Origin of the sequence: Bradyrhizobium betae (genome assembly GCF_004123905.1) — a bacterium.
In the GTDB taxonomy this organism is placed as follows: Bacteria; Pseudomonadota; Alphaproteobacteria; order Rhizobiales; family Xanthobacteraceae; genus Bradyrhizobium; species Bradyrhizobium betae_A.
Window position 1 is genome coordinate 262964 of record NZ_MZXW01000021.1, and the last position, 13382, is coordinate 276345.

Here is a 13382-nt window from a genome sequence, read left to right on the forward strand (position 1 = left end):
TTACACACGCTCTAATTTCGTGTCCCGGGCGCACTGCGGCGCGAAGTGCCGCGGTGCTGAACCGGGACCCATGGCAGCGCTTGCCTCGGTTCAAGCCAAGTCCCATATTCCGCGCGTCCGCCACAACGCTGGCCCCGCATATGGCGGGTTCAATTGTCGGCGCTTTCGTGCAAGGATGCCTGCCGAAACGCCCCCTCCAAGCCCCCAAGAAGAGGTTAACGATGGTCAATCGCATGCAATTCTACATCGACGGCGCCTGGGTCGATCCCGCCGTCAAGAAGTCCACCGCCGTGGTCAATCCGGCGACGGAAGAGGCGATGTACGAGGTTGCGCTGGGCTCCAAGGCCGACGTGGACAAGGCCGTCGCTGCCGCCAAGCGCGCCTTTGCGACGTTCTCCCAGACCAGCCGTGACGAGCGCGTCGCGCTGCTCACCAAAGTCATCGAGATCTACAAGGGCCGTCTCAAGGAGATCGGTGCCGCCGTCTCCGACGAGATGGGCGCGCCGCTGCCGATGGCCGAAAAACTCCAGGCCGGCGCCGGCCTCGGCCATCTCATGACCACGCTCGACGTGCTCAAGAACTATCATTTCGAGGAGCCGGTCGGCACCGCCATGGTGCTGCGTGAGCCGATCGGTGTGGTCGGCATGATCACGCCCTGGAACTGGCCGCTCAACCAGATCGCCTGCAAGGTCGCGCCCGCGCTTGCCGCTGGCTGCACCATGATCCTGAAGCCCAGCGAGTTCACGCCGACCTCGGCGTTGATCTTTGCGCAAATCCTCCATGAAGCCGGCGTGCCCAAGGGCGTGTTCAACCTCGTCAACGGCCTCGGCCCCGAGGTCGGCGCCGCCATGAGCGAGCACCCCGACATCGACATGATCTCCTTCACCGGCTCGACCCGCGCCGGCATCGACGTTGCCAAGCGCGCAGCGCCCACCGTGAAGCGCGTCAGCCAGGAGCTCGGCGGCAAGTCGCCGAACGTCATCCTCGAAGGTGCCGACCTCACGAAGGCGGTGACCGGCGGCGTGATGCACATGTTCAACAACTCCGGCCAGTCCTGCAACGCGCCCTCGCGCATGATCGTGCCGCTGTCGAAGATGAAGGAAGTCTCAGCGATCGCGAAGGCCGTCGCCGACAAGACCAAGGCCGGCGATCCCCGCGCCGAAGGCACCACCATCGGCCCCGTCGTCAACCGCGGCCAGTGGGACAAGATCCAGGGCCTCATCAAGAAGGGCATCGACGAGGGCGCAACGCTCGTCGCCGGCGGCCCGGGCCTGCCCGAGGGCGTCAACAAGGGCTTCTACGTTCGCCCGACCATCTTCGCCGACGTCACCCCCGACATGACGATCGCCCGCGAAGAGATCTTCGGACCGGTGCTCACCATCATCGGCGCCAAGGACGAAGCTGAGGCCGTGCACATCGCCAACGACACGCCCTATGGTCTCGCCGGCTACGTCACCGGCGCTTCGGTCGAGGACGCCAAGCGCGTCGGTCGCCAGATCCGCGCCGGCAACGTCAACCTCCAGGGCGTGCCCAACGACCGCACCGCGCCGTTCGGCGGCTACAAGCAGTCGGGCAACGGCCGCGAGTGGGGCAAGTACGGCCTCGAGGACTTCCTCGAAGTGAAGGCCGTCGCCGGCTTCAACGCGGCGTAGGTTTTAGCGCTTGAACAAATGACGCCGGAGCGGGAAACCGCTCCGGCGTTTTTGTTTTGCTCCGCCGTCATTGCGAGGAGCTCTTGCGACGAAGCAATCCAGACTGCTTCGGCGGAAAGATTCTGGATTGCTTCGCTTCGCTCGCAATGACGGGGAGAGAGTTGTCGGCGGAAAACTATCCCCCCACCGCGCCCTGCGTGTTCACATACAGTGCGTAGATCGACTGGCTCGCCGCCATGAACAGGCGGTTGCGCTTGACGCCGCCGAAGCAGAGATTGGCGCAGCGCTCTGGCAGCGCGATGCGGCCGATCATGACGCCGTCGGGCGCGAACACGACCACGCCGTCGAGCTCGGGATCGCCCATGCCCCAGCCGCACCAGAGATTGCCGTCGATATCGCAGCGCATGCCGTCGGGCGTGCCCGGGCCTGCATCGATGTGAACGCGCTTGTTGGAAATCGTGGTGCCGTCGGCCGAGACGTCATAGGCGAGAATCTTGCGGTTCGGCACGCCGCGGGATTCGACGACGTAGAGGATCTTCTCGTCGGGTGAGAAGCACAGCCCGTTCGGACCGAGCACGCCCTCCGCGACGATGGTCGCCTTGCCGGTCGCGGGATCAAGCCGATAGACGTTCGGATCGATCTCGGGCTCGGCCTTGTAGCCCTCGTAATTGCCGAGCAAGCCGAAAGTCGGATCGGTGAACCAGACCGCGCCGTCGGATTTCACCACGACGTCGTTCGGTGAGTTCAGCGGCTTGCCGTTGAACTGATCCATCAGCACGGTGATGCTGCCGTCATATTCGGTGCGGGTCACACGGCGCCCGCCATGCTCGCAGGTGACGAGCCGGCCCTGACGGTCGCGCGTGTTGCCATTGGCGAAATTGGAAGGCTTTCGGAAGACCGAAACCGCGCCGGTTTCTTCCTCCCATTTGATGATGCGTTGGTTCGGGATGTCGCTACAGAGCAGATAGCGCCCGTCGCCGATCCACACCGGACCCTCGGCCCAGCGCAGGCCGGTCGTCAACCGCTCCACCGCCGACAGTTTCAGCCAGTATTTCTCGAAGCGGGGATCGAGCGCATGAATGGCCGGATCGGGATAGTAGCTCGCCGGCCGCCAGCCTGGCCGTTCCTGGGTGTGGGACGATGCCTCATTCATGTCGGTTCTCTCGTTTCGTTCCCTCTGGACATTCCTGCTATCATTAGAGACACGTGACCGCAAATTGGTCACCAACGGCGAGGGAAGACATGCCGCGTATTTTGATGACGGGAGCTTCGGGCGGGATCGGAACGCGCTTGCGGAAACTGCTGCCGCCGATCTATCCGGACCTGCTGCTCAGCGATATCCGCAAGCCCGCCGATCTCGGAGCGAACGAGCAGTTCAAGGCGGCGGACCTGTCCGACCTCGCGCAATGCGAGGCGCTCTGCGAGGGCGTCGACGGCATCATCCATTTCGGCGGCTATTCGGTCGAAGGCCCGTGGGACGACATCCTCCAGGCCAACATCATCGGCGGTTACAATCTGTTCGAGGCCGCGCATCGCAAGGGCGTCAAGCGCGTCGTGTTCGCTTCGTCCAATCACGTCGTCGGATTCTATCCGCGCCACCACAAGATCGGCACCGACGTCACCGTGCGCCCCGACGGGCGCTACGGCGTCAGCAAGGTGTTTGGCGAGGCAGTCGGCGCGCTCTATGCCGACAAGCACGGGCTGAAGGTCACCTGCATCCGCATCGGCAATTGCGACGAGCGCCCGCTCGACCATCGCCGTATCGCGATGTGGCTGAAGCCGGAAGACCTCGTGCAGCTCTGTCAGATCGGCCTCGAGCATCCCGACATCCATTTTGAGGTGTTTTATGGCGTGTCGCTGAACGAACGCGCCTGGTGGGACAACAGTCGCGCCTACGCATTCGGCTATCGCCCCACCGGCCGCTCCGAGGATCATGTGGCGCACGCGATGGCCGAGCAGGCCAAGCTCAAGCCCGATCCGATCGGCGACCATTTTCAGGGCGGCGCGTTCGCGAGCCTTGAGTTCGACGGCGACGCGAGCCGGATCATTGATTGGAATAAGCGGTAGTCGAGACAGCAAAGGCGTCTCCGCAGCGGAGTCCGCTCCCTCGCCCCACTTGCGGGCAGAGGGTTGGGGCGAGGGGGACCCTCCGCGGGAACGGTGGCAGTTGGACTTGCAGCCACACGTCATTGCGAGCGCAGCAAAGCAATCCACAATCCCTCCGCGGAAGCAGTCTGGATTGCTTCGTCACATCAGCGCAAAATTGCTACGCAATTTTGTCGCGAGCTCCTCGCAGTGACGTGTTGAGGGAGCGCTGGGCGCCGGCGGACACATGACTCGTAGCTCCTATTGATGTAGATCAACGTCGCCCTGGGCGTCATCTGGCTCTCGATCTGTGCGATCGCAATTCGAGAGCCACGACAATGAATTTCAAATTGTCAGCCGTCGCCATGCTCGCGACGATCGTGCTGGGAGCGATGTCAGGACCGGCGCGAGCTGCATCACTGAGCGACGCCGAGGCGACGTTCCTCGACCAGCTCGTCACCGCATCCGTGGTGCTGGAGCAACGATGCGATGGTTACGAGGTCGATGGTGCCGGCGGCGTTCAACGCGGCGCCCGGCTGCTCGGCAGCCCTGAGGCCGCGATGGCCATGATCGACGCCTATGCTGCGGCCATCAAGGCCAGCGATGGCGAGAGCTACGATCCCGGTAAATTCCGCCCTGAAGTGTCCGAGGCGGCGGGCAAAACGTTCAGGCGCGTCCGGGCGGAGTTGATCAGAAATCCGAAGAGGGCCTGCGCCGACTATGGCGATGCCAGCGTGGATCGCGGCCTGCTGAGGCGGTATTGATAAGCGCGCGCTGGCGCCACTCGTCATTGCGAGCGCAGCGAAGCAATCCAGAAACCCTCCGCGGAGGCGGTCTGGATTGCTTCGTCGCAAAGGCTCCTCGCAATGATGTGCTGAGGCGGTGCGGCTGCGGTTCGCGGAGGCGAAGGAACGTTCGCTAGCCGTCGCCGATGCGCTTGAGATAATCCTCCTTGCTGAACTGCATATGATCCACACACAGCTGCGCCAGCGCCCAGCTGTCGCGGCCCTTCAGCAGCTCGATCATCAGTTCGTGCTGGCGGCGCGACTGCGCGAGCCCGTCGCGGTCGGCGAGGTTCTTTGCGCGCATCGGCAGCGTCAGGCTCATATAGTCCTGGAGCGAGCGGACCAGATAGGGATTGCCGCACGCCGAGAACAGCGCGACGTGAAAGGCGTCATTGGCTTCGTGGATGCCGCGCAGGTCGCGGATATCAGCCTTCGCGCAATACTCGCGTTGCAAGGCGGAGAGCTCGTCGATCAGGCTTTGCGGCGCGGGCAGGGGGATCATCAGCGCGGCTTGCCGCGTCAGCATCTCCCGCACCTCGTAGATCTGCCGGACCTCGTCGGCCGAATAGAACCGCACGGTGGCGCCGACATTCTTCTCGCGGCGGACGATGCCGCGCCGCTCCGCGTCCACCAGCGCCTGGCGCACGAAGTGCCTGGAGGTGCCGTAGCGCGACATCAGCGCGTCTTCGGTCAGGCGCGCGCCCGGCGGCAGGCGGCCGAAGATGATGTCTTCTTCCAGCCGCGCGACGACATCGTCCGGATCGTCGCGGCGGACCGGTAGGACGTCTGCGGTGCGAATGTCGGACATGCCCTCAGCCTCCGGCGCGCCTCGCCGGTCCGTCTTGTGGAGCAGGGAGAGCCTCGATTGTCAATAATTTGTGTCAGCAAGCGCCGTCAGAAGCAGAAAGGGCGACGATTTAGCCCTATCTTATTGACAATCAGGGGGCAGGCTGTACCACAATGGTAAGCTGGAAGGAGTGGCATGATGACGAGTGGGTTGCGCAAGGGTCTGACGAGCTATGGCGATGCCGGCTTCTCGCTGTTCCTGCGCAAGGCGTTCATCAAGGCCATGGGCTATTCCGACGACGCGCTGGAGCGCCCGATCGTCGGCATCACCAACACCTACAGCGATTACAATCCCTGCCACGGCAACGTTCCTCAGATCATCGAGGCCGCCAAGCGCGGCGTGATGCTGTCGGGTGCGATGCCGTTCGTGTTCCCGACCATCTCGATCGCCGAGAGCTTTGCGCATCCGACCTCGATGTATCTGCGCAATCTGATGGCGATGGACACCGAGGAGATGATCCGGGCTCAGCCGATGGATTCGGTGATCGTGATCGGCGGCTGCGACAAGACGCTGCCGGCGCAGGTGATGGCCGCGATCAGTGCCGATTTGCCGACCGTGGTCATCCCCGTGGGGCCGATGGTTGTCGGCCATCACAAGGGCGAGGTGCTCGGCGCCTGCACCGACTGCCGCCGTCTCTGGGGCAAGTATCGCGCCGGCGAGATCGACGATGTCGAGATCGAGGCGGTGAACGGCCGCCTCGCGCCGTCCGTCGGCACCTGCATGGTGATGGGCACGGCCTCGACCATGGCCTGCATGATCGAAGCGATGGGCCTGTCGCTGCCGATGAGCGCGACGATTCCGGCGCCGCATGCCGAAAGATTTCGTTTGGCGGAAGCGAGCGGCCGGGTTGCGGCCGAGATGGCCAAGACCAAGGGGCCGAAGCCGAGCGAATTCTTGACGCCGGCCTCCTTCAAGAACGCGCAGGTCGTGCTTCAGGCGATCGGCGGTTCGACCAACGGCCTGATCCATTTGACCGCGATGGCGCATCGCTCGCCGCATCGGCTCGATCTCGGAGTGTTCGACCAGATCGGCCGCGAGGTGCCGGTGCTGGTCGATCTCAAGCCGTCCGGCGAGCACTACATGGAGCATTTCCATCACGCCGGTGGCGTGCCGAAACTTTTGGCGCAGCTCGGCGACCTCGTCGATCTCGACGCCAAGACCATCTCCGGTGAGAGCCTGCGCGATGTCGTGGCAAACGCGGAAGACGTGCCCGGCCAGGACGCCATCCGTCCGCGCAGCAATCCGATCAAGAAGGAAGGTGGCCTCGCCGTCCTGCACGGCAATCTCGCTCCGCGTGGTGCCGTCATCAAGCAGTCAGCCGCGAGCCCAAAACTGTTGCAGCACACCGGGCGTGCAGTGGTGTTCGAATCCGTCGAGGACATGACCTTGCGGGTCGACGATCCCGAGCTCGACGTCACCGCCGACGACGTGCTGGTGCTGCGCAACGCGGGCCCGAAGGGCGCGCCGGGCATGCCCGAGGCCGGCTATCTGCCGATCCCGAAGAAGCTGGCGCGCGGCGGCACCAAGGACATGGTGCGCATTTCCGATGCGCGCATGAGCGGTACCGCGTTCGGCACCATCGTTCTCCACATCACGCCGGAATCCGCCGTCGGCGGCCCGCTGGCGCTGGTCAAGAACGGCGATATGATCAGCCTTGATGTGGCCAAGCGCAGCATCGAGCTCTTGGTCGATGCTGCCGAACTCGAACGGCGCCGTGCCGGATTCAAGCCGGCTGCTGCGCCTGAGGAGACGCGGCGCGGCTATGCCTGGCTGTTCAACGAGACCATCATGCAGGCCGACGAGGGATGCGACTTCGATTTCATGCAGAGGACTGGGAAGAAGACTGAGTAAGGGCTGACAACCAACTAGCGCTCAGACCGCACAAGCGGCGGGCGACAAAAACAGGGGGAAACGATGATTGCACGATCCATGCGTGGGTTGGTGGCTATTGCCGCCGCACTTTTCGTCACTGGGGCCGGGGCACAGGAGGTGAAGCATTATCGCTTCGCCTACGACCAGCCGCGCAACACCGGCTATTCCATCGCGGGCGACCTCTTTGCCGACAAGCTCAAGGAATTGAGCAAGGGCACCATGATCATCGATCAATATCCCGGCGCGCAGCTCGGGCAGGAGCCGCAGGTGCTCCAGCTCGTGAAGGCCGGCGATGTCGAGTTCGCCATCATTTCCTCCGCCAACACCGCAACCATCTCGCCGCAGGCCGGCGTGATGTCCTTGCACTTCCTGTTCCGCGACGAGAACCACGTGGTCAAGGGGTTGGCCGATCCAAAAGTGTTCGAAGCCCTCAAGACCCTGATCGACGAGACCACGCAGGGCCTGCATGTGATCGCAACGGGATCGCAAGGCGTGCGCCACATGTACTCGAAGCGGGAGATCCACAATGTCGGTGACATCAAGGGCCTGAAGATCCGCGTGCAGGCGACCGCGACCGAGGACACCATGTTCCCCGCCTATGGCGCCCAGACCGTGCACATGCCGTTCGGCAGCGTCTACACGAGCCTGCAAACCGGCGTGGTCGACGTCGCCGAGAACAGCATCAACGTCTACCTCGTCAACAAGCACTACGAGGTCGCCCCTGTCCTGAACATCACCGAGCACGAGGCCAACAACGCGCTGGTGTTCATCTCCGACAAGCTCTGGCAGAGCCTATCGGCCGAGCAGAAGGGCTGGGTGCAGACCGCGGCCAACGAGATCAGCTCGAAGGAGCCTGCGAAGGCGTTCGACCTGGAGCGGGCCGCGGCCGAGAAGCTGAAGAAGATCGGTGTGAAGATCGTCGACAACGTCGACAAGAAGAGTTTTACGGCGATCGCCGATCCCTATCTCGACAAGCTCGCCAAGGATCTCGGCCCGCATGCCGAGAAGATCAAGAATTTGATCCGGGCGATCAATTAAGGCGCTTGCCGGAAGACGGTGCGCTCCCTCTCCCGCTTGCGGGAGAGGGCAGGGGAGAGGGTCTCTCCGCAATGGGATACTTCCCCAGAGGAAAGAACCCTCACCCGCGTCGCTTCGCCATAGCCGCGGCTCCGCCTCGGCGTCTCTTAAAGGAACGGCCGCCGAAGGCGGCCTATGCCTCTCCCGCAAGCGGGAGAGGTGAAGCCAACTCGCAGCCGGGAGCAACAATGCCCATCGCCGACAAACTGCTCGTTCAGCGCCAGCGCCACCTGAAATGGCGCTGGCTCGACTGGCTCGAGCTTGCGCTGATGATCCTGTGCGGCGTGCTCTGCTTCGGCTTCTCGCTGTCGGTGACCGCCGACATCGTCACCCGCACCATTGGCCATCCCTGGCTGTGGCTTCAGGAGGTCACCTCGACATTGTTCATCTACGCGATCTTCGTCGGCACGGCAGCCGCGACCCGGCGCAACGATCATCTCTATCTCACCGCGATCTCGGAGGCGATGCACGGCACGCCGCGGGTGATCGTCGAGGTCATCATCCGCATGGTCGTGCTCGGCGTCGCCTTCTGCCTGATCTGGTACGGCTACCAGAATTATCTGCGCGGCTTCGGCAGTTTCCGCCTGCCCTCGGGCACGCCGATCGCGTCGCTCTACGCGATCATCCCGCTGTCGGGCGTGCTGATCGGCCTCTTCACCATCGAGCAACTCGTCAACGGCCTGCGCAACGGTTTTGACCATCCCGAGCCGCCTGAGGAGGACACGTCCCCCGTCGTCACCGAAGCGCAAGTGAGGGCGCAGCCGTGAGCGCACCCATTGTCCTGGCGTTGATGTCGATCTGCTTCCTGTCGTTCGGCTATCTCGGCGTGCCCGTGCCGTTCTCTCTGATGGCCGGCGTTTTCATCGGCGCGCTCCTGTCCGACGTTTCGCTCGCCGCGATCATCCAGAAGATCTTTGACGGCGTCGATTCCGAGGCGCTGCTGGCGATCCCGTTCTTCCTGCTGGTCGGCGAGCTCATGAGCTCGGCGAATGTGGTGGTGCGAATAGCCAATCTCTCGGTGTCGCTGGTCGGGCACATCAGGGGCGGGCTGTCGCAGGTCGTGGTCGTCTTCAGCATGTTCTTCTCGGAGATGTCGGGCTCGACCACGGCCGATGTCGCCGTGATGAGCCGCGCGCTGGGCGGCCCGATGAAGCGCGAGGGCTACGAGCCCGCCTTCATTGCTGCCATCATCGCATCGGCCTCGACCATCGCGGCGCTGGTGCCGCCGAGCATCACGGCCGTGGTCTATGGCGCCGTCGGCAACGTCTCGATCGCCGGCCTGTTCATGGCAGGCGTCGTGCCGGGCCTGATGATCGGCTTCGGCCTGATGATCTACTGCTATTTCTTCGGCCCTTCGGGCCTGCGCAAGCCGCGCGCCCCGCTGCGGCAGGTGGTGTTCGCGGCGGGCGACGCAGCCCTGCCGCTGATGATCCCGGTCATCCTGTTAGGGGGCATTTTGACCGGGTGGTTCACGCCGACGGAAGCCGGCGTCGTCGCCGTGGTCTGGATCATCCTGGTCGTGATCCCCGCGCTCAACCGCGGCCATATCAGAAAGATTCCGTTCGATTTCTGCCTCGCCGGCCTGATCTTCTCGCTGCCGCTGATCACCATCGGCGCCGCCAATGCCTTTGGCTGGATGCTCGCCTATCTGCGCGGCGCCAGCTACATCGCCGACATGATCACCTCCATCGCGGGCAATGATCCGCATCTGATCATGCTGTTGATGGTGCTGCTGTTCACCGTGGTCGGCGACTTCATCGAGCCGGTGCCGACCATCATCATCTTCATGCCGCTGGTCAACACGCTCACGGAAGCCGGCGACATCAACGGCGTGCACATGGGCGTGGTGCTGATCGCCACGCTCGCCTTCGGCCTGATCACGCCGCCCTATGGGCTGGTATTGCTGATGGCGTCCAAGTTCGTCGGAGTCAGTTTTGCCAAGGCGCTGCGCGCGGCACTGCCGATCTACGTCGTGTTCTTCGCCACCATCGCGTTTGCGATCTACTTCCCGAGTGTGGTGCTGTGGCTGCCGCAGAAGGTGCTGCCGGAATCGGTCGGCTGCTTCAAGTCGCCGGCGGGGACGGGCTACATCTGCCCCAAGTGAACGTCCTAAGTAATGACCTGCTCCACGCGCCATTGCGGCGCGTCGCAGACGTAGCGAAACGGCGTGCCGTGGCTGTTCTTGAAGTAGCTGCCGCACAGCGCGTTGGCCATCCCCTGCATCACCGCGTCATGGCAGACGAACAGGATGTGGTCGCCGGGATGCCGGTCCAGCCAGAGCGAGACGCAGCGCAGTGATCGCTCAGTCATGGCGTCCCAGTTCTCGCCGTCGGCGGGCAGGATCGAGACGAGGCCCGTTGCCGAATTGACGCCATGCTTGACCATGAGATCCCGGACCGGGAGGCCCTCAAAGCTTCCGAAATCGAATTCGATGATGCCGGCGTCGATCGTGAGCGGCGCGGAGATCGCGTCCGCGATGATCTCGGCCGTTCGCGCCGCGCGCACCAGTGGGCTTGCGACGATGCGGTTGACGCCGATGCCGCGCAACATGTCCGCGGCCTCGTGCGCCTGCCGCAGACCGTCCTCGTTCAGAGGGTTGTCGGTCCGGCCCTGGAAAAGTCCCTGCCTGTTCCAGTCGGTGGCGCCGTGGCGCAGGCCGCAGAAGGAGCGCGCGGGGGTCACTTCGACTTGCTCGTGAACTTCTTCACGGCGAGGCGAAACTCCTCCGTGTTCATCGCCATGATGATCTTGTGCTCCTCGGCATCGAGTTGCTGTTTTACGGGCGTGGTCGCAGCCTGGTAGACCAGCGACTTGGTGCCTGATATCGCGGCCGGCGGGTTCTGTGCCAGCCGCTCGGCGAGTTGTCGCGCGGCCGCCTTCAGCTCCGTCGCAGGAACGGTCTTGGCGACAAGGCCCCATTCATGGGCCTGCTGCGCTGTAAAGCTGTCCTCGGCCAGGAAAATCTGCAGCGCGCGCCGCGAGCCGACCGTGCCGACGATCCCGACCGTCGAGCCGCCATCCGGCGACACGCCAATCTTGGCATAGGCCGGCGTGAACTTGGCGTCATCAGCGGCGATGCAGAGATCGGTGACGAAGGCGAGGCCCATGCCGGCGCCGGCCGCCGAGCCGTGCACGCTGGACAATGAAATCTTCGGCATCCGCCGGATGATCTCGATGAAGGAATGATAGTGCTTCAGGAGTTCGCCGACGACAGGCGTCACCGTGTTGGCCTCGGCCGCTGCACCGATCGTCTGCAGATCGCCGCCGGCCGAGAAGGCGCGGCCTTCGCCTTCGAGCACCACGACCCTGATGGCGTCATCGCCTTCGATGTAGGACGCGAGCTGCTCGAGCTTTTGCGCGATCGCAAGGTCGATCGAGTTGAACGCGGCGGGGCGATTGAGCGTGATGGTCGCGATCGGGCCGTCGATCCGCAGCAGGGCGGGATCATCGGGCTGGGAGACGGGAGCTGGCATCTGAGTAATCCCCGGCAAGAGGTCGATCGTGCGACTAAATCGCAGAAGGCGAGGGGTGACAATCCCCGCTGACCTCCCTTGCGCAAGCCGGAACGATAGGCTCAAATGGGCGGCCTTGGTTGAGGGACGGACACGAGCGCCGGCTCCTCCCAGGGCAAGCCAAGCCAGAATCAGCGAGAGAGGAGACGACATGGGTGACGCTCGTGTCTCCGGAAGTGGTCTGTTCCAATGAGTGACGGTCCGGTGATCATCGTCGGTGCCGGTCATGCTGGCTACCAGGTCGCGGCATCCCTGCGTCAGGCGGGCTTTTCAGGCCGCATTTGCCTGATCAATGACGAGGCGCATCTGCCCTATCAGCGGCCGCCGCTGTCCAAGGCGTACATCAAGGGTTCCGCCGGGCCGGAGAGCCTGATGTTCCGGCCCGAAAAGTTCTACCACGACCAGACCATCGAGCTGATCGCGGGCCGTGCCGTGTCGATCGATCGCGCGGGGCGCAAGGTGCTCCTCGCCTCCGGCGAGATGCTTCCCTACGGCCACCTCGTGCTGGCGACCGGGGCGCGCAACCGGCTGCTCGATCTGCCCAATGCCAATCTGCCCGACGTGAAATATCTGCGCATCCTCGACGACAGCGAGGCGCTACGAAAAATCATGCCGTCGAAGACGCGCGTCGTGGTGATCGGCGCCGGCTTTATCGGTCTCGAATTCGCAGCCACCGCGCGGATCAAGGGCCTTGAGGTCGACGTGCTCGAGCTCGCGCCCCGCGTGATGGCGCGCGCGGTGACGGCGGAGGTGTCGGAGTATTTCCAGGCGCGGCACCGCGAGGCCGGCATCCGCATTCACCTCGGTGTGCAGGCAACCTCGATCGAGGCTGAGGGCGGCAAGGTCACCGGTGTCTCCTTGAGCGACGGACGGCATCTGCCGGCTGACCTCGTCGTGGTCGGCGTCGGCGTGCTGCCGAACATCGAGCTGGCGGCCGAGGCGGGGCTGTCGGTTGCCGCCGGCATCATCGTCGATGAGTATCTCTCGACGACCGATCCTGACATTTCGGCGATCGGCGACTGTGCGCTGTTCGCCAGCCCGCGCTTCGGCGGATCGCTGCGGCTGGAATCGGTGCAGAACGCCACCGATCACGCCCGCTGCCTCGCCGCCCGGCTGACCGGCGACAAAAAGCCCTACGACGGCCATCCCTGGTTCTGGAGCGACCAGGGCGACGACAAGCTCCAGATGGCCGGGCTCACCACCGGCTACGACCGCGTCGTGCTGCGCGGCGATCCCGCGAAGAAAGCTTTCTCGGTGTTCTGTTACAAGGGCGACGAACTGCTCGGCATCGAGTCGGTCAACCGCGCCGGCGACCACATGTTCGGCCGCCGCCTGTTCGGCATGGACCGCTCGATCACGCCGGAGCAGGCGATGGACGAAAGCTTTGACCTGAAGGGCGCGCTGGCGTGATCTCTTCTCCCTCGCCCCGCTTGCGGGGAGAGGGTCGGGGTGAGGGGGACTCTCCACGGGGATGGTGAGAGTTGGATTCGCGGAGACTCCCCCCACCCGGATTGCATCTTCGATGCAATCCGACCTCCCCCCGCAAGCGGGG

12 protein-coding genes are annotated in these 13382 nt (G+C 64.2%); 8 read left to right on the forward strand and 4 right to left on the reverse strand.

Going from position 1 to position 13382, the window contains the following annotated elements; all coding sequences use genetic code 11:
* Positions 1 to 221: 221 nt before the first annotated feature.
* Complete coding sequence (locus tag B5V03_RS19425) at positions 222 to 1652, forward strand: aldehyde dehydrogenase family protein (protein WP_129272001.1); 1431 nt, start codon at positions 222 to 224, stop codon at positions 1650 to 1652.
* Between the two features lie 175 nt (positions 1653 to 1827).
* Here B5V03_RS19425 and B5V03_RS19430 read toward each other — a convergent pair whose 3' ends face one another.
* Positions 1828 to 2805, reverse strand: coding sequence for an SMP-30/gluconolactonase/LRE family protein (locus tag B5V03_RS19430; RefSeq protein WP_129272002.1), 978 nt, complete (start codon positions 2803 to 2805; stop codon positions 1828 to 1830).
* A gap of 89 nt (positions 2806 to 2894) precedes the next feature.
* Here B5V03_RS19430 and B5V03_RS19435 point away from each other — a divergent pair, with 89 nt between their 5' ends.
* Complete coding sequence (locus B5V03_RS19435; protein ID WP_129272003.1) at positions 2895 to 3719, forward strand: NAD-dependent epimerase/dehydratase family protein; 825 nt, start codon at positions 2895 to 2897, stop codon at positions 3717 to 3719.
* Between the two features lie 356 nt (positions 3720 to 4075).
* Complete coding sequence (locus B5V03_RS19440; protein WP_129272004.1) at positions 4076 to 4501, forward strand: hypothetical protein; 426 nt, start codon at positions 4076 to 4078, stop codon at positions 4499 to 4501.
* A gap of 154 nt (positions 4502 to 4655) precedes the next feature.
* Here B5V03_RS19440 and B5V03_RS19445 read toward each other — a convergent pair whose 3' ends face one another.
* Entirely contained in the window at positions 4656 to 5330 is a 675-nt protein-coding gene (locus B5V03_RS19445; protein ID WP_129272005.1) for a GntR family transcriptional regulator, read from the reverse strand.
* Positions 5331 to 5507: 177 nt separating this feature from the next.
* Between B5V03_RS19445 and B5V03_RS19450 the strand changes: the two genes are divergently transcribed.
* From B5V03_RS19450 to B5V03_RS19470, 4 genes are all read left to right on the forward strand, one after another.
* Positions 5508 to 7220 carry an IlvD/Edd family dehydratase gene (locus B5V03_RS19450; RefSeq protein WP_164988128.1) on the forward strand — a complete coding sequence of 571 codons (1713 nt, stop codon included), beginning with the start codon at positions 5508 to 5510 and terminating at the stop codon, positions 7218 to 7220.
* Between the two features lie 63 nt (positions 7221 to 7283).
* Positions 7284 to 8279 (forward strand): TRAP transporter substrate-binding protein, encoded by a 996-nt coding sequence (locus B5V03_RS19455; protein WP_129272007.1) that lies wholly within the window; start codon positions 7284 to 7286, stop codon positions 8277 to 8279.
* 227 nt (positions 8280 to 8506) lie between these two features.
* Positions 8507 to 9085, forward strand: coding sequence for a TRAP transporter small permease (locus B5V03_RS19465; protein WP_129272049.1), 579 nt, complete (start codon positions 8507 to 8509; stop codon positions 9083 to 9085).
* Positions 9082 to 10422: a TRAP transporter large permease gene (locus tag B5V03_RS19470; protein WP_129272008.1), complete on the forward strand. Its 1341-nt coding sequence runs from the start codon at positions 9082 to 9084 to the stop codon at positions 10420 to 10422. Before B5V03_RS19465 ends, B5V03_RS19470 begins: the two co-directional genes overlap by 4 nt.
* Before the next feature lie 5 nt (positions 10423 to 10427).
* On the opposite strand, the gene B5V03_RS19475 is transcribed toward B5V03_RS19470, so the two are convergent.
* Together B5V03_RS19475 and B5V03_RS19480 are read right to left on the reverse strand one after the other, a co-directional pair.
* On the reverse strand, positions 10428 to 11000 hold the full coding sequence (locus tag B5V03_RS19475; RefSeq protein WP_129272009.1) for a histidine phosphatase family protein: 573 nt from the start codon (positions 10998 to 11000) through the stop codon (positions 10428 to 10430).
* A complete protein-coding gene (locus B5V03_RS19480; protein ID WP_164988129.1) occupies positions 10997 to 11791 on the reverse strand; it encodes an enoyl-CoA hydratase/isomerase family protein in 795 nt (264 codons plus the stop codon). The genes B5V03_RS19475 and B5V03_RS19480 overlap by 4 nt, the downstream gene beginning before the upstream one ends.
* Positions 11792 to 12019: 228 nt before the next feature.
* Between B5V03_RS19480 and B5V03_RS19485 the strand changes: the two genes are divergently transcribed.
* On the forward strand, positions 12020 to 13240 hold the full coding sequence (locus B5V03_RS19485) for an NAD(P)/FAD-dependent oxidoreductase (RefSeq protein ID WP_129272010.1): 1221 nt from the start codon (positions 12020 to 12022) through the stop codon (positions 13238 to 13240).
* Positions 13241 to 13382: the final 142 nt, after the last annotated feature.